Origin of the sequence: Pseudocoprococcus catus (assembly GCF_019734885.1) — a bacterium.
Taxonomy (GTDB): domain Bacteria; phylum Bacillota; class Clostridia; order Lachnospirales; family Lachnospiraceae; genus Coprococcus_A; species Coprococcus_A catus.
In genome coordinates this window covers 1-16,921 of sequence record NZ_JAAXCM010000040.1, presented here as the reverse complement: position 1 = coordinate 16,921, position 16,921 = coordinate 1, and the positions used below count along the sequence as shown (strand labels likewise).

At 39.7% G+C, this 16,921-nt stretch carries 17 protein-coding genes and 2 pseudogenes; 14 read left to right on the top strand and 5 right to left on the bottom strand.

Annotated elements, in window-relative coordinates:
- Positions 1 to 247: 247 nt before the first annotated feature.
- A complete protein-coding gene (locus HED67_RS11730; protein WP_246612215.1) occupies positions 248 to 742 on the top strand; it encodes a zinc-ribbon domain-containing protein in 495 nt (164 codons plus the stop codon).
- A gap of 552 nt (positions 743 to 1,294) precedes the next feature.
- On the opposite strand, the gene HED67_RS11725 is transcribed toward HED67_RS11730, so the two are convergent.
- From HED67_RS11725 to HED67_RS17110, 3 genes are all read right to left on the bottom strand, one after another.
- Entirely contained in the window at positions 1,295 to 2,314 is a 1,020-nt protein-coding gene (locus tag HED67_RS11725) for a tyrosine-type recombinase/integrase (RefSeq protein ID WP_221718413.1), read from the bottom strand.
- Between the two features lie 45 nt (positions 2,315 to 2,359).
- The gene (locus tag HED67_RS17115) at positions 2,360 to 2,899 is read right to left on the bottom strand and encodes a tyrosine-type recombinase/integrase (RefSeq protein WP_246612214.1); all 540 of its coding nucleotides are present in this window, start codon (positions 2,897 to 2,899) and stop codon (positions 2,360 to 2,362) included.
- Positions 2,900 to 3,114: 215 nt separating this feature from the next.
- Positions 3,115 to 3,339, bottom strand: a complete 225-nt coding sequence (locus HED67_RS17110; RefSeq protein WP_246612213.1) for a plasmid mobilization protein — start codon at positions 3,337 to 3,339, stop codon at positions 3,115 to 3,117.
- A 386-nt stretch (positions 3,340 to 3,725) separates the two neighbouring features.
- Between HED67_RS17110 and HED67_RS11715 the strand changes: the two genes are divergently transcribed.
- The 4 genes and pseudogenes from HED67_RS11715 to HED67_RS17105 form a co-directional block, all read left to right on the top strand.
- The gene (locus tag HED67_RS11715) at positions 3,726 to 4,658 is read left to right on the top strand and encodes a MarR family transcriptional regulator (protein WP_221718412.1); all 933 of its coding nucleotides are present in this window, start codon (positions 3,726 to 3,728) and stop codon (positions 4,656 to 4,658) included.
- Positions 4,658 to 5,425: a hypothetical protein gene (locus HED67_RS11710; protein WP_221718411.1), complete on the top strand. Its 768-nt coding sequence runs from the start codon at positions 4,658 to 4,660 to the stop codon at positions 5,423 to 5,425. Before HED67_RS11715 ends, HED67_RS11710 begins: the two co-directional genes overlap by 1 nt.
- A gap of 108 nt (positions 5,426 to 5,533) precedes the next feature.
- Positions 5,534 to 5,710, top strand: coding sequence for a hypothetical protein (locus HED67_RS11705; protein ID WP_221718410.1), 177 nt, complete (start codon positions 5,534 to 5,536; stop codon positions 5,708 to 5,710).
- Between the two features lie 64 nt (positions 5,711 to 5,774).
- Positions 5,775 to 6,323 (top strand): annotated as a pseudogene (locus HED67_RS17105) (Fic family protein); the annotation flags it as partial.
- A gap of 378 nt (positions 6,324 to 6,701) precedes the next feature.
- Here the strand turns inward: HED67_RS17105 and HED67_RS11695 are convergent.
- Positions 6,702 to 7,187 carry an entericidin EcnA/B family protein gene (locus HED67_RS11695; RefSeq protein WP_221718409.1) on the bottom strand — a complete coding sequence of 162 codons (486 nt, stop codon included), beginning with the start codon at positions 7,185 to 7,187 and terminating at the stop codon, positions 6,702 to 6,704.
- A gap of 157 nt (positions 7,188 to 7,344) precedes the next feature.
- Between HED67_RS11695 and HED67_RS11690 the strand changes: the two genes are divergently transcribed.
- Genes HED67_RS11690 through HED67_RS11680 form a run of 3 tightly spaced genes read left to right on the top strand, consistent with a single transcriptional unit; the run spans position 7,345 to position 9,542 of the window.
- Positions 7,345 to 8,019, top strand: coding sequence for a response regulator transcription factor (locus tag HED67_RS11690; protein WP_107001140.1), 675 nt, complete (start codon positions 7,345 to 7,347; stop codon positions 8,017 to 8,019).
- Positions 8,016 to 9,368: a sensor histidine kinase gene (locus HED67_RS11685; protein WP_221718408.1), complete on the top strand. Its 1,353-nt coding sequence runs from the start codon at positions 8,016 to 8,018 to the stop codon at positions 9,366 to 9,368. Before HED67_RS11690 ends, HED67_RS11685 begins: the two co-directional genes overlap by 4 nt.
- Positions 9,369 to 9,419: 51 nt before the next feature.
- The gene (locus HED67_RS11680) at positions 9,420 to 9,542 is read left to right on the top strand and encodes a DUF6040 family protein (RefSeq protein WP_260702782.1); all 123 of its coding nucleotides are present in this window, start codon (positions 9,420 to 9,422) and stop codon (positions 9,540 to 9,542) included.
- Between the two features lie 49 nt (positions 9,543 to 9,591).
- Here the strand turns inward: HED67_RS11680 and HED67_RS11675 are convergent.
- A pseudogene (locus HED67_RS11675) lies at positions 9,592 to 10,107 on the bottom strand (helix-turn-helix domain-containing protein).
- A gap of 325 nt (positions 10,108 to 10,432) precedes the next feature.
- Between HED67_RS11675 and HED67_RS11670 the strand changes: the two are divergent.
- From HED67_RS11670 to HED67_RS17570, 6 genes are all read left to right on the top strand, one after another.
- Complete coding sequence (locus HED67_RS11670; RefSeq protein ID WP_221718407.1) at positions 10,433 to 11,422, top strand: helix-turn-helix transcriptional regulator; 990 nt, start codon at positions 10,433 to 10,435, stop codon at positions 11,420 to 11,422.
- A gap of 27 nt (positions 11,423 to 11,449) precedes the next feature.
- On the top strand, positions 11,450 to 14,125 hold the full coding sequence (recD2, locus tag HED67_RS11665) for an SF1B family DNA helicase RecD2 (protein ID WP_221718406.1): 2,676 nt from the start codon (positions 11,450 to 11,452) through the stop codon (positions 14,123 to 14,125).
- 568 nt (positions 14,126 to 14,693) lie between these two features.
- Positions 14,694 to 14,873, top strand: coding sequence for a hypothetical protein (locus tag HED67_RS11660; RefSeq protein ID WP_221718405.1), 180 nt, complete (start codon positions 14,694 to 14,696; stop codon positions 14,871 to 14,873).
- Positions 14,874 to 14,941: 68 nt separating this feature from the next.
- Complete coding sequence (locus HED67_RS11655; RefSeq protein ID WP_221718404.1) at positions 14,942 to 15,508, top strand: hypothetical protein; 567 nt, start codon at positions 14,942 to 14,944, stop codon at positions 15,506 to 15,508.
- A gap of 113 nt (positions 15,509 to 15,621) precedes the next feature.
- Positions 15,622 to 16,278 (top strand): 3'-5' exonuclease, encoded by a 657-nt coding sequence (locus tag HED67_RS11650; protein ID WP_221718403.1) that lies wholly within the window; start codon positions 15,622 to 15,624, stop codon positions 16,276 to 16,278.
- A gap of 523 nt (positions 16,279 to 16,801) precedes the next feature.
- Positions 16,802 to 16,921, top strand: a 120-nt coding sequence (locus tag HED67_RS17570; RefSeq protein ID WP_221718304.1) for a helix-turn-helix domain-containing protein, incomplete at its 3' end; no start/stop codon positions are given.

Here is a 16,921-nt window from a genome sequence, read left to right as displayed (position 1 = left end):
TCTACACAACAAACAAATATATAATAGAAATCTGAAAAGGAAAAAGTCATAGTGTCCTTGACAAAGGGTACACTTTATTAAATCCCTTTGAATATATGAAGTCTCAATTCCAGTTTGCCAACTTGCCCTTTGAGAGAGGAGAAATCCCTTTCTCAAAGGGCTTTTTCTATTTATACGGATATTCGCAAACTACAAGATAAAGCCAAAACTTCATATACTCTAAGCACAAGGAGGTTGAGGTTTGGCTATGAATAACAGTTTAGCAGAAGTACACCCGGAGCTTGTTTCGGAGTGGTCGGAGAAGAACTTGCCATTGAAGCCTGATGAAGTAAATGCAAAGTCGAGGAAAAATGCCTGGTGGAGATGCAGTAAATGCGGTAACGAGTGGAAATCTGTTATCAATGCCCGTGTGAAAGGTACGGTATGCCCTGTTTGTGCAGAGAGAGAAGTCCTTGCCGGATATAATGATTTGGCGACAACAGACAGTCAGCTTCTTAGCGAATGGGATTATGAACAGAATAAACTGAAACCTACAGAGGTATCACGAACTTCGGCAAAGAGAGCGTGGTGGAAATGCAGACACGGTCATTCGTGGAGTATGAAGATAAATGAAAGAACGATATTGAAGAAAGGCTGTCGATTTTGTGAGCAGGCGGCTTTTTTTATTTCAAAAATTTTTTTGAAAAATTTTTGGAAAAGCAGTGATTTTGGGTGTGCATTTCATACCCCTTTGTCCAAATGAGTGAAGGGGTTCATTCCGGATAGCAAAAACGGAAACCTTTTCGCTTGAAAATTGAAAAAGTCATTCACTAAGACTTTATTTCTGATGATAGCCACTTTAGCAGGTACGCCGTAATTTCTGTATTTCAGAATAGCGAGAACTCCGGCTATGAGTATCAGGTTGCTCCTGATATGGCGATGACAGTCAGAATGATAATGATACTTCTCTATGGAGCTGGCGGAGTACCCGGCAGAGGTTAGAATCCTATGATACAGATAAGCAGTCTGTTCCTTAGTGACTTCCCATAAGCATTTTGCTTGGCAAGGGGTGTTGAGAACAAATATTGCTATGACCGATTAGGAAATGAGTCGGTCAGGTACATAGCCATAATGCGGTGGCTATGAAATTTCAGAAAGGAGGGCAAAAAGAAGTGTCAAACTGTAAAACGATTTCCGTATGTAACCAGAAAGGCGGAGTCGGTTATGCATAGTAGGTAATTATGGAAAGTTGGAGAACAGAAACCTAATATATTCAGCATTTCTTTCTCCAATTACTTTGCATAATTAGGTGTTGCTATTTACCGAAGTTTTTGAGCCAATTAAGAAGATCATTATCTTCCTGCCATGATGGCATTTCTCCGTCTGAAGGACTTTGATAAGCATTTTCAAGAGCCTCACGTTTCATTTTTTCGTCTGCTTTGGCGTAAACTTCCGTGGTTGATACATCCGAATGTCCAAGCAGATCTCGGATATAGATAAGGTTTATCCCTGACTGGAGCAGATGCATTGCCTTTGAATGGCGCAAACAGTGTGGAGTCAGTTTGGGATCAACATCTTCATGTCCGGAAAGATATGCCTGTTCAGCATATTTTTGAAGGATGTAGGTAATCCCAGCACGAGTTATTTTCTTACCTGACCTATTGGTAAATAAAGGATGGTTTCGGTAGAGTGCAGTATCCAGATGATTTTCAGCTATATATTGTCTGATAAGCTGTCCTGTAGGCGCCATTACAGGTACGATCCTGCTTTTATCTCCTTTTCCGGTTAGTTTCACGGTTACAGTATCCGCAAGTGTGATATCACAAACCCTTAAATCAACCAGTTCCTGTACACGGCATCCTGTATCATACATAAGCGTCAGCAAAACACTATCACGACGATCGGAGAGAGACATAACGTCTGGTTGTTCCAGAAGTGCCTTTGTCCCTTCAAGAGACAGATATTTTATTAAAGGCTGTTCCACTTTTTTCATGGGTATGCCAAGGATCTGCTGGCACTGTTCTATTTTTTCAGGGCATTCAATGATGAGAAAACGAAAAAAAGAGTGTGTTGCCGCCAGACGCTGATTTCGGGTAGCCGGTTTACAGTTACGTGTTTCTTCAAGCCAGTTCAAAAAGCGGTTTATCAGTTCACGGTCTAAAAGCTGAAACTTTACTTTATCCGGTTGTATACTTTCCTGTTCTTTACAATAAATAAGCAAAAGAGAAAACGTGTCCCTGTAAGACAATTGTGTGTTTGCTTTTATACCCCTCTGTGAAGGGAGATATGTGGTCAAAAATCTTGTAAGGTAAAAACCAAAATCATATTTCTTCATTTTGCACCTCCGGAATCACAAAAGCACATTTTTCCTCTATTGTGCTTAATAACTCAGGATAAACTTCAGCAGTGAGCCGAAGATATCTGGAAGTGGCACTGACAGATTTATGGCCCATATATGTGGAAAGCATAGGAAGCCCCCGGTTACCCATTTTTGCAGCACATGTACTGCGAAGGTATGACGCAGATCGTGAAGTCTTGGTTCCTGACCTTTTCCACCATGGGAAATCCCCACCACTTTAAGATAAACACGGAATTTCCCATAGATCGTATTCGGGCTGATCATTGTATGATCCGGTGCCATGAAGAAATAATCTGTATCTTTGTCCCACCAGATTTTATCAGCATATTTTTGACAGGCCTGTGTAAGGGATTCGGACATGGGGATCAGACGATCCCTATCCATCTTGGCTCCTTTTATTGTCAGGATACCATCTGTGAGATTTACATCTTTTACCTGCAGCTTTAGAGCTTCGGAAACACGTAATCCACATCCATACAGCATCCTGAAAATAACAGGCAGACAGTTTTGTATGTTTCTTCTGTAATCACAAAATTTAGTGTTATCAGTAGCTGCAAACAATGCAATTATCTGCTCATGCGTAAAAATATATGGAACAAAGGAGGCAGTCCACATACCACGTTGTTCAGGTAAAAAATATACCTCATAGCCAAGAGTGTACAGGTATTCACCAAACTGCCTCCCACATGTCAGTCTGTGGGCACGGCTTTTGCCTGCCTCCCCTGCTCGGGGAGCTATCCAATTCTCTGCGAGTTTTTTGGTGATACAGACTTCCGTCAGATCATAATCGTTGTTGAATCTGCAAAAACGGGACTCATGTCTGCAACAACTTCAATCTGATGATTGATTTGCTTTTCAAGCAGGAGTTCTCTCACATATTCAGAACGAGAAAGTCCTGTAACGTCAGCGGCTTCATTTAATACTGCCAATTCAATATCCGTTAATTTTAATGTGATGATGTTACTCCTCTTGAGATTCTTTTCTTTCTTCTTTGGTGCCATAGTCCTCCTTCTTTTTTGATAAGACATCTTGGATGTGCGATTACACTTTTTAACCGGCTGTCCCTTCCGGTTATATAAAGTGCTGCGACTGTCTTTGATAGAGAGCGTACAGATATCTTTGATGTCTGTACGAGGGTATGGGGAATCGGAATCCCCATCAAGAGACTTACCCGGAGGTATGCCGTAGCCATAAAATGGCGATACGGTAATACCTGGGTGGATCTTGCTCTAATCTACAAACCCTCTTACATATACAAAAGATGGAGGGGGAAATACAGGGTGTAAGAGAAAAGAATTTTAGAAAAATCAAAATAACTCAAAAACTTGACTTTTAACATCTCAAAAGTTAAAATGAAAGAAAATGAGTTAAAAGGAGAACGAGAAATATGTTTACAAGCGTATTCGGGATTTCTATAAAATATGAAGCATGGAATCATCAGGATTCTTTGCCTGTTTATATTGCAGGGAGTTATGATTTTCACACAGCATATATTGGAAACAAACGTTGTATAATGCTTGCTCCGACAGAAGAACTTGCAACACTTCCGGCACTGAAAAAACAGATTACAAAAATACAGCAGATTGATAATGTGCCAGTTGTATTTGAACTTACAACGGTATCAAATTATCGAAGAAAAAGCCTTATAGAAAATAATATACCGTTTATTACTGATAAGCAGGTCTTTCTTCCTTTCATTGGGACAATGCTTTCTGATGAAAAAGAACCCCAAAAGCTGACGGGTAAGTTTGTTTACTCCACGCAGCAGTTGTTTTTATTTTATCTGTACAGTAAGAAAAAACGATTGTATATTTCAGAAGCCGGAAAAGTGCTTCCATTTACAGCAATGACCTTGACCAGAGCAGTAAAGCAGTTGGAAACGACGGATTTGTTTTTGGTAGCAAAAGACGGTGTCAACAAGTTTATTGAGTCAAAATATAAGCGAGATGAATTATTTGAAAAAGCAAAAGTATATTTGACGACTCCTGTCCGCAAAGCAGGATATATAGATAAGACGCAAGTTACGGAAAATATGGTCTTTGCAGGGGAAACGGCACTTTCTGAAAAAACAATGTTAAATCCAAGCCGAGTTGTTACCTATGCAATTAGTGAGAAAGATTATGATAAAACCTTGCTAACCGATGAATTGATAGACCCGGATAAGCAGGTAAGACTTGAATTATGGGCATACAGCCCGAAACAATTTTCAGAGGATAACAGTGCTGATGATATTTCCATTGTTTTATCTTTTGGAGATACAAACGATGAAAGAATTGAAGAAGCAGTAGATGAATTGCAGGAAAGAAGGTTGCAGGAGTAATGGTCAGCGGATTTACAAAATTTAAGGAAAGATTTCAGGGTTTTGAAAATCAATATGTCATCATCGGTGGAACAGCTTGCGATTTGATTATGGAAAACGAAGAATTACCGTTTCGGGCTACAAAAGATGTAGATATTGTACTGATTGTTGAATCCATAACAGCGGAGTTTGGCAGGCAGTTTTGGGAGTATGTCAAGGAAGCAGGATATGAGCATTTGAATAAAAGTACCGGAAATGCACAGTTTTATCGTTTCACATCTCCGAAAAGCAAAGAATATCCATACATGATAGAAATATTTTCCAGAAATCCAGATTTTATTATATTGGAAGATGATGCAGTTCTCACACCGCTTCCGATAGACGATGAAATCTCCAGCTTGTCGGCAATCCTTCTAAACGAAGCGTATTATGAATTGCTAAAAACCGGACAAATGATGGTTGATGGCATTCCGGTATTAAGTCCGACTTGCCTGATACCATTTAAGGCAAAAGCGTGGCTGGATTTAAAAGAACGCAAGCTGAATGGAGAGCAGGTTGACAGCAAAAATATAAAGAAACATAAAAACGATGTGTTCCGATTAGCACAGTTAATCACAGCCAATACAAGGCAAGTTCTCAGTTCAGAAATAGCAGAGGATATGAAAAAGTTCTTATCTGAAATAGCTGATGAAACAGTGGATTTAAAATCATTAGGCATTAGAGGGACGGATAAACAAAAAATGACAGATATGTTGTACCTGTGCTACAATTTGAACGATAATACATAATTATTCTCTAAAGCCAAAAAAATTGCATATCAGAGGCTGTATTTTTACCCTCCTTCTTTTGTATATATGAAAGATATTTTTTTATGTACGAAGGAAGGAGGAAATAGTATGTCAAAGATGGGAAGACCAAAGAGTGATGACCCCATGAATTATCGTTTCACCATCCGTTTCTCCAATGCTGAGCAGAAGCAATTGGAAGCTTATGCTGAAAAGTACGATCTTACAAAAGGGCAGGTGCTTAAGAAAGGATTGGAACTATTATTCCGACAGGATAAGCACAGCTAAGATGCTCCTCACGATTAGTGAGGTGAGAGGATGGCAAAATTAAGAAAAGACAGCCGGGGGTATGACAACGGCAGTGTTCTTCATCAAATATTTAAGGATACTTGGGTTCTCTGCAACTAATAATATTTTTGCGGAAAATGCGTGGTATTTTCGAAATGCACTTGTTCGTGCAAACTATACGAACCTGCAAAAAGGTATTCACGAAATAACAGAATATCTGGAAGCGTTTCTCAGAAATCTGCTCTTGAATGAGAAAAATGAACTTCACAATCGAAATCTTCATATAAGTGGACTTTTGAATGAAGAAAAAGTGGACATTGGGGATAAAAAAGTGGATATTGAAAATGAAAAAGTGGACATTCAAGATGAAAAAGTGGATATTGAAAGTGTACTTTCCGAAAAGGGCAGCGACTTCTCGGTGAAAACGACGGTTCATATCCATAGACTTTTTGAAAAGTTTGGCTTTGATGAGGTGTTTGGAAGAAGTGCAGTTATGGAACTTCTTGAGCTGAAAGGTTCAGGTGCTTCAAAACTTCTTTCCAATTTGGTACAGGCAGATATTATTGAACCAGTATCCGGTCACGGAAAAGGAAAATATAAATTCAAGAAGTAGTTTAGGTATTGTAAAATTTCCACTCGATGAGTGGAAAATTTGCTTATGAAAGAAGTTTGTGCAGATTGTCTGCATAAATTCAAAATAACTCAAAAACTTGACTTTTAACATTTGTTAAGTTAAAATGAAATAAATTGAGTTAAAATGAGAATGAGAAATATGCTTACAAGCGTATTAGGGATTTCTATAAAATGTGAAGCATGGAAACATCAGCCATGCTTGACTACTATCTAACTGTTTGTGAAAACTAAAGAACCGCCTTGGTACGGAACTGTATGCCAGGTGGTGTGGGAGGTCGGTAGATAAAATAATTATCTACCTCCTACCCGATTTTAGAAATTAAGAAAGTTCTGCCACATTCTTGTAGCCCAGATGGCATTAATCATCAATGCCGTATTTGTTTTCCAGCGCTTCTTCTGCTAATTCCAGTTCATCTTCCAGTTTTTCAATCGCGCGTTCTCTCGCTTTGTATATCTCGAAGCTAATCTCTTTCATCTGGTAAGCATACTCAAATTCATCATCAAGTTTATCCAGTTCGTCATCAACTGCGTCTACCTGTTTTTTCAAAGCGTAGAATTGTTCGTGATTCTCAGATGCATTTGTAGATGTTTTTGCATTGTTTACACTTTTTGTTATATTACGGATATCGTTTTCATAAGAAGAGAAATCATAATCCTTTTCCTTCGCATTCTCTACTGTGTTTTCTATGTTGCTGATATTATCATCATTGTCATCTGTATTTGATGTTACAACTTCCTGTGTCTTAATTTCTATATCTTCTGCTGCTCCATTATTGGATGAAGTGCATCCTGTAAAAGCAAATATTAATGCGAGAGATAATAAAACTACTAATATTTTTTTCATAACGTGTTCTCCTTCCGTCTCTTGGATGTTTTGTTTTTGCTGTTATATGTATCATATAGGGGGAAGATTAAAAAAAGATTAAAACAAATAGTAATTTCAAAAAATGGAAAAAAGGACTCTAGCACACGAAAATGATTGGTATTATAATAATTACATTATGAGATTACTGATTGTAGAAGACGAGAATGATTTAAGAAACATTGTCAAAAAAAGGCTTGTCAAGGAACATTACAGTGTAGATGCCTGTGGGGATGGTCTGGAAGCGATGGATTATATCGATATGACTTCCTACGATGGTATTATTCTTGATATCATGTTGCCGGGAAAGGACGGATATGAAATCTTAAGAGAATTAAGGCAACGAGAAGATGATACACCGGTTCTGTTACTGACAGCAAAAGACAGCATTGAAGACCGTGTCAAAGGACTGGATCTTGGTGCCGATGATTACCTGATCAAACCATTTGCATTTGAAGAACTGCTTGCAAGAATCCGTGTCATGATGCGTAGAAAGCCACAATTTACATCCAATCAACTAAAAATAGCAGATCTTATTCTGGATCGTGACACAAGAAAGGTTACAAGAGCCGGAAATGAAATTGATCTTTCTGCAAAAGAATTTATGGTTCTGGAATGTCTTATGCGCAACAAAAATATCGTAATGACAAGACAGCAGATTGAACAGAATGCGTGGGACTTTGATTTTGAAGGCGGTTCCAATGTGATCGACGTATACATTCGTTATTTGCGAAAAAAAATCGATGCACAATATGAACAAAAACTCATCCACACTGTTCGCGGTGTTGGATATGTAATGAGGGAAAACGAATGAAACAGATGACGATCAAGAAAAAAATTACGCTATGGTACACCGGAATCATCGCTGTAGTTCTTGGGACTATTCTAGTTCTCGTTCTTCTTTTTGTGGATAGGGTTGGAATTTCTGCGACAGAAGAAGAAATCAGTGCCGCAGTGACCGGATTCTCTTCAAATATTAATTTTCAGGATGATTCCTTTTATCTTGACGGCGATACCGAATTTTACGATAACGGTATTATGTTTTGTATTTATGACAAAAACGGACGATTACTTTATGGAACGATTCCAGCCCAATTTCCAGAAGAAACTATCCTCATGTCGAATACACCTCGAACGATAAGCGAATCAAATCGAAAATGGATGATATATGACAGCGTTTACACTTACGGTGATGATGACGAAATGTGGGTACGAGGAATTACCTCCGTACATTCTATAGAACTTTTCATGCAGACATCCGAGAAAATGCTGTTGATTGTATTCCCATTACTCATTATTCTGATCGGGGCCATCGGATATTTTATGATCAAGCAGGCATTGAGACAGGTGGATCTTATCTGCAATGAAGTCGAAAACATCAGCAATGGAAAAGATCTTTCCAAACGATTGTCTCTGCCAAAAGCAAAAGATGAATTATACGAATTGTCGAAGAAATTTAACGAAATGTTCGAGCGCTTGGAATTTTCGTTTGAGAAGGAACGTCAATTCACATCAGACGTATCCCATGAACTGCGGACTCCCGTTGCTGTTATCATTTCCCAGTGTGAGTACTTATTGGAAAATGAAAACTTATCTGCGGAAGATAAGGAAGAGATTGCAGTCGTCTTAAGGCAGGCAAAACGAATGTCAAAGCTGACAAGTGAAATGTTAATGATCGCCAGAAACGAACAGGATGAGCAGCATCTGATGGAAAAACTGGATTTTGGATTATTAAGCGAACTTGTAATAGAAGAACTGCAGACAAAAGCACAGGAAAAAAATATTGAGATCACCCTGCAAAAGCAGGACGACTTATTTATGAACGGCGACCAGACATTGATTTTGCGTATGATGATGAATTTAATAACCAATGCCATCAATTACGGAAAAACAAATGGACATATTCATGTTATCCTGAAGGTCGAAAATGACCAGATTGTCGGTGAAGTGAAAGATGATGGTATTGGAATAAGTGAGGAACACCTGGACAAAATCTGGGAGCGTTTCTATCGCATAGATAAAAGCCGTTCCAGAGAAAATGGCGGTACCGGTCTCGGCCTTTCTATGGTGCGCTGGATTGTAAACCTCCACAATGGAACCATTCACGTCGAAAGTATCGAAGGTATCGGAACGAGTTTTATTTTCCGATTTCCGAAAATATAAGGAGCTATCGCTGTATAGTCATCATGAAGAATGCTCTCTTTTTGATTTATTATGGTGGCACTAATGAGTACAGCTATCGTAATCTATTTTGGAAAATGGATAAAATCTGTCATTCCGATAAACCTCATTATACGAAGAACGGTAAGTATCGTCAGTCAATTACAGCGTATGTAAAGAAGGGTAATGAATCAGAAATGGTTCATTGCCCTTCGTGCATTATGGATTATTTTAATTTTTCTTTTTCAGCATTTAGAAGTTCAAGATTGAGATCCTGTTCACTGGCTGTCTTGTCTACTCAAAGATTCAGAGAGTCTATGGCTAAAGATATTTCATCCAGTTTTTTGCTGATAAAAGCAAAATCCCGCATCTCATCATCACTGATCTTACCATCACGGGCGATTTGAATCAGACGACCGGTAAGAGGGGTGATTTCATTTAGACCGGCAATAGTTTCCAGGATGATATTTGACAAATCAGTTACTTCTACTTCCGGAATGTAGCGGTGCCCTATTTCACATTTGTGTGAGCAGTAATAATTGCAGAGATCTGGTCTCTTATAGGCATCTGCCATTTGAATGATATCGTAAGGTGTAGGCTCCTGTGTTTCGTATTCGAATTTTTCGATTTTAGAATCCGAGACAGCCTCCATTTTATCACTTGCTTCTGCCCTTGTAAGACCTGCGGCTTCTCGGCAAAGCTGGTAAATTGTTTTGTTTTCCCTGGTAGATTGTTTACCCATGAGAATTTCCTCCCCGTATATTGCCAAACATGAGGATTATCAATATTTAAGTCCACATGCAAGGTGTGTATTTCTTGTATAGAGTTTATTATACTTGAATCATCAGTTAACAACAAGCTCATAAATGGATAGGAAGCCAGAAAGAGTGAAAAAAAAAGAGAGGATGTAAAAAAGCATTGAAAATTGATTCCTTTCTATGGCTGCTGGTGGAAGAAATATTTATGTAATAAAGATTAAAACATAAGGATTTATGTAAAAAGGTGCACAATATATCTCCCACCTATGATATACTTAAAGTATTATTGGCAGAAGGGAGAAGTGCATCATGCCGAAAGGAACGAATCAGAAATTTAAACTGTACAGACTAGCGCAGATCATGCTTGAAAAAACAGATGAAGAGCATTATATTACAATGTCGGAAATTATGGAAGGTTTGGCAGAATACAACATCACAGCTGACCGCAAAAGCATCTATACGGATCTCCGTGACTTAAGTGTTCTTGGTATTGAAGTGGAAGGCGAACCTGTTGGAAACCGTTATCATTATCATGTGGTCAGTCGCACGTTTGAACTTCCTGAACTGAAACTTCTGGTAGATGCAATCCAATCTGCCAAATTTATCACAGAAAAGAAATCCAATGCGCTGATTAAGAAGTTGGAAAAGATGGTCAGTGAATATGATGCACAGAAACTGCAGCGGCAGGTATATGTGTCCGGACGAATAAAGACGATGAATGAGAGCATCTACTACACAGTAGATGCTATTCATAATGCAATTTCAGAAAATAAAAAAATAAAGTTCCAATACTATCAGTGGAATGTAAAAAAAGAAATGGAACTTAGGCATAATGGAGCCTGGTATCATATCAGCCCATGGGGACTTTCTTGGGACGATGAAAACTATTATCTGGTGGGGTATGACTCGGATGCGAAGAAGATCAAACATTATCGAGTAGATAAAATGCTTCATATCCGATTGTCCAGTGAGAGCCGGGAAGGAAAAGAGTTCTTTAAGAAGCTTGACATGGCTGACTATGCGAAGAAAAGTTTCGGAATGTTCGGAGGAAAAGAACAGACGGTAAAACTGCTGGTAAAAAACAATCTGGCAGGAGTCATCATTGACCGTTTCGGGAAAAATGCGATTTTGTTTCCGACAGACGATGAATATTTTACCGTGAATGTAGAGGTGCATGTCAGTCGCCAGTTCCTTGGATGGGTGTTTTCATTGGGGGACGGAATCAAAATTGTTGGGCCGGATGATGTGGTGGAGGAGATGAGAATGGAGGTAACAAGGTTGATTCAGCAATATGATTAACTGGATAAGCAGGGAAAGGAGACAATCATGGAGCATTTACGTTGTGTAGTTGAGAGAATTACATATCAGAATGCAGACAATGGCTACACAGTTCTGAAATGTGCGGTGAAGAATTACAGTGATCTTGTCACGGTAGTTGGCACGATGCCGGATACCCATGTCGGCTCTGTGCTGTTTTTGGAAGGTATGTGGAAGATGGATGCCAAATATGGGCGGCAGTTTTCCGTGGAAAAATTTGAAGAGACACTTCCTGCTACGGTATATGGAATTGAAAAATATCTGGGTTCCGGTCTGGTGAAGGGCGTTGGTCCAAAGTTTGCGAAAAGAATCGTGGAAAAGTTCGGGAAAGATACACTGGATGTTATCGAGGACACACCAGATGAACTGTTAAAGGTATCGGGGATAGGGAAAGTACGTGTAGACCGGATCAAAATAAGCTGGCAGGAGCAGAAAGAGATCAAAAATATCATGCTTTTTCTGCAAAGTCATGAGGTCAGCACCTCTCATGCGACAAAGATTTTTAAGACCTATGGCAGTGAGAGTATTGCAATCGTAAAGGAGAATCCATACCGCCTTGCAGATGATATCTGGGGGATTGGATTTAAAACAGCGGATTCCATTGCACAGAAGATGGGGATTGATAAAGGGAAATTTGTCCGTCTGCGCAGTGGTATTTTTTATACATTAAACAAGCTGGCAGAGGCCGGACACTGTTATGCCACAAGAGAGCAGCTAATTGGAAGAGCACAGGAGCTTCTGGAAGTGGAGAAACCGGAGTTGGAGATTACCCTGGATGAGATGATCCGCACAAATGATGTGATTCGGGATGAAGCAGAAAATCAGGATGCGATCTATCTTCCGCCATATTATTTTTCAGAAAGTGGATGCGCAAAGAGGCTGATCCGGCTGATGTCCTGCAAAAAGAAAAAATCTGAGGATACAGAAGAAATACTAAAAAAAGTAGCTGTTTCATCAGAAATCACATATGATGAGATCCAGTGGCAGGCGGTAAAGACAGCAATTTCCTCTAAAGTCATGGTGCTGACTGGCGGACCTGGAACCGGAAAAACGACAACAACTCTGGGAATTATTTCTGCATATAAGCAGGCCGGATGTCAGATTATTCTTGCTGCACCGACTGGAAGGGCAGCAAAGAGAATGTCCGAAGCGACTGGTATGGAAGCCAAAACAATTCACCGGTTACTGGAATATAAACCGCCGGAGGGGTATCAGAAGAATGAAGAACATCCGCTGGAAGGAGATGTGCTGATCCTAGATGAATGTTCTATGATTGATATTATGCTGATGTATAACCTTTTAAAAGCATTGCCGGAGGCGATGTCTCTGATCCTTGTGGGAGATATAGATCAGCTGCCAAGTGTTGGGGCGGGCAATGTGCTCAGAGACATTATTGATTCTGGATGTGTTCCTGTAGTACGTCTGACGCGGATTTTTCGTCAGGCACAGGGAAGCAGAATTATTATGAATGCACACAGGATCAATAAAGGGGAAGGTATTGATATGAGGGGCGGTAAAGATGCCGACTTTTTCTTTGCCACTAAGGAGAGTAATCAGGAAGTGGTAGATACTATCGTTCAATTTTGTAAGACGAACCTGCCAAGATATTATCATGTGGATCCACTGCGGGATATCCAGGTACTGACACCAATGCAGAGAGGCGAATGTGGTGCGGTAAATCTGAACCAGGTGCTGCAGGAAGCCATGAATCCGTCCAAGATCTTTTTGCGGAGAGGTGGAACACAGTATCGACTGAAGGATAAAGTAATGCAAATCCGGAATGACTACGACAAGGAAGTATTTAACGGAGATATTGGTACTATCATAAAAGTAGATATGGAAGAGCGGGAACTGACGGTTCTGTTTGATGAACGGGAAGTCGTCTATGATGTGACAGAGCTGGATGAACTGACGCTTGCTTATGCGGTTACAATCCACAAATCCCAGGGAAGCGAATATCCAATTGTTGTCATGCCATTTACCATGAGTCATTTTGTTATGTTGCAGAGAAATCTTCTTTACACAGGTGTGACCAGGGCGAAAAAGATTCTGGTACTTGTCGGAGAGAAGAAAGCAGTGTATTATGCAATAAAAAATGAGACAACCACTGGTAGAAATACATGCCTGGCAAGACGTCTGCAGCCAGATAGCAAAGAAGCGCAGGAAGCGGAGACACAGCTTTTGAAAGAGGCAGTGGATGAGGCTATGAATGAGAACGGTAGTGACAGTAATGCCTTGGTGAACACAAAACAGAAGAAAGAGAAAATGATTGTATATAAGGGCAGTATCCAGCCTTCTATGGTGTGTGAAACACCAGCAGTCTATGAGGGAAACTTATGGAAACGCCTGTCACAGTCAAAGTTCAGAAGCAGTTTTTCCATGAAAGCAAATGATCGGAGCTATGTATCCGAAAAAGGAATGGATAAAGTGCGGGAGCATGCCTGTGATTTTATCAGAAAACGTCTTGCTCCGGCAGAAATAGCAAATGATGGAAAACAGACACCAATGAGAGGACATCCGGTATTTGTTGCACAGCATGCCACAGCTACCTGTTGCAGGGGATGTCTGGAAAAATGGCATCATATTCCGAAAGGACGGGAATTGACAGAAACAGAACAGGAATATGTTGTCAATGTGATTATGGAATGGATCCGTAGGGAAATGAAAAAATTAAGAAGTGAGTGATAAAATGAATCTTTTGTTAGATAATCAGCTGGAGAAGCACCGCCTGTGACAAATCCGGGCCATCTGCATGTGCTTTACCCTGTTCTCGGGACAGTTTTGGACGACAAAATCAGCGGTAAAAAATATAGAATTTTAAGACACTTAAAAAGTTGAGAGAAGAATAACTTTTTAAGTGTCTTATTATATGCCAAAATGACAAGCTTGCTGGTATTTTTATACCCCACCTATTGACGTATACTCTAATCAATGAAAGACGAAAACAAAGATATTCAGAGAAATGGAGGAACTGGCAATGAAGGGATTTAATACAAGCGATGGATACATGGGATTAGTTGGAGGCAAATATATCTTGTTTGCCAGCGAAGACGATTACTATGAATACATGAATGATTAGGAAATCATTTTAGAGAAAATCATGTCTGTTTTTGTCACAGAATTTGAGGAATACCAATGGTTAAGTCTGCGGAGTGCAGGTGTATTTTTAGTTAGAAGTTTATTATACTTAGGTTAATAAGTGATCATCAGAGGGAGGAAGGCTTATGGGGATTTTAGCAAGTGCATTTTTCTTTTGGTTATAGGAATTATTGCGGCAGGTAATGGTGATTTTTCAGTATTAGCTGCAATCGGAAAAGGCATAGCCGGCATTGCATTTATTCTGTTTGTTTTGTGGCTGATGGTTATGCACCCGTTTGGATTAGCTGCATTGATAGTCGGATTGATTATATTTGCAGCGATATGCAATCAATAGAGATGAGAAGCGGAAGTTGATTCGGTGAAATGAAGCGTGTTTTAGAGAGAAGAAAGGTGGAACGGATAATGAAAAATGATACAGGAAAGACAGTTCGTAGTTTATTGATTGCCGGTGTTGTTGTAATGGCAGTTAGTATTATGTGGCCTTTATTGGCAGAGAAATATGGTACTTCGAAACAGACGGCATCCAATGCATTACAGAGTGAGACTTCAATCAGTGAGACAGAGATGGAAGCAGAAATGACGGCAGAGAAAACGGCAAAGGAAACAGAGAAGCCGCGCAGAATGTTTGAACCGGTATTTAGAATAGAGCATGATGAGAACGGAAATGCAAATTCACATTCAGCCGGCGGAGGCGGCGGTTCTACAGGTTCTTTTGTTAACGGCACTTCAGGCACGAGTTCCGGTTCTTATTCAAGCTCCGGTTCTTCATCGGGAAGCTCCGGTTATAAGAAGAATTCAGGTTATAAGAGTAGTTCTGATCGTCAGAAGAAGTATGACCCGTATGATGCTTATGATTATGATGATGCAGATGATTTTGCAGATGACTGGGCGGAAGAATTCGGCGACGGTGATTATGATGACGGATACGATGATGCCTATGATTACTGGGAAGACGAGATGGACGATTAAGCATTTGGAGCATATCGGTCAGATGATATAAGAAATGGGGGAGAAAATGTTTTCAACAGCGATTATTGCTTTTGTGACTTGGATGTTAATTCGATAAAAAGGGGAGAGAAAGAATGTTTTACTTAGTGATCGATTTAGAAATGTGCAGAGTACCAAGAGATTATCGGAACAAAGCTTATCATTATGCCTATGAGACGATTCAGATTGGCGCAGTTCTTTTGAATGAAGAATTCAAGCAGGTTGGGACAATTCGAGAATATGTTCATCCGGAACACGGGGTGATTGATCCATTTATCGAAAGACTGACAGGAATAAAAAACAGTCAGGTCAAGAAAGCAGCGCGCATTGGGGAGGCATTAGTACATATGATCGACTGGATTGGGGACAGAGAATACAAAGTCTATGCCTGGAGCGAATCCGACAGAAATCAGCTTTTGCATGAAATCACTGCAAAACAGATTACGGATGAGAGCGTCGATGCTTTTATGATAGAGGACAGATGGGTGGATTATCAAATGGTTTTCAGTCAGAGGTTTCAGCTGACTCGGCGAATCAGTCTGGAAGAAGCATTGGGACGAGCAGACATTGATCCGAAAGGTAAGTTTCATGATGGAATGGATGATGCAGTGAATACAGGTCTTTTGATCGAGAAGCTGGAAATGAATCCGGACTATCAGCTGATTAGTTACGAAATGCCGGAGAAACTGTCGGAACATATTGGCAGCACACTTGGAGAGCTGTTTGCAGGGCTGAATTTAAAATTGGCGTAACTGTTCAGAGCTAACATCCAAAAAGCTACTCATTTCGCCGGTGTGGTGTATCCGCCAAATAAAATTTCAAAAACTGTCTTAAAAATGTAAGCATTTTATACCTGTTTTTTGAAATTTTGCTTGGCTCTGAACAGTTACAAACTGGCATAGAACAGCTGGGGAGGAGGAAAAGAAAATGGCAAAGATTTATTTCACATTAACAGGGACGAGGCATTATTACGGATCAGATTTTTTAAAAAGCGGCATGAAGATTCAGTTGGAAAAACAGTGAATGAGAAAGCAGAAGAGGAGTTATCCTTTGTATAAGTAGTGGACCATTACAAATGATTGAAATAAGGCTACCGCAATCCCACTGGCTTTAGACGGTGGGTTAAGGTAGTCAAAAGTTAGATATTATTGTATACTTATGGCAGGGAAACATGGAAAACTAAAAACAGGTACAAATACTTATTACGATATCACATGTATCAGAAAAAAGGCTAAAAAGGTATATAGAAACCAAAGGTTAAGGCGGTGGCAGCAGATGTTAAAAGCATATAAATACAGAATATATCCCACCAATGAGCAGAAAGAACAGATAGCAAAGACATTTGGCTGCTGCCGTTTTGTGTATAATCGGACACTGGCGTATCGAAAAGAAGCA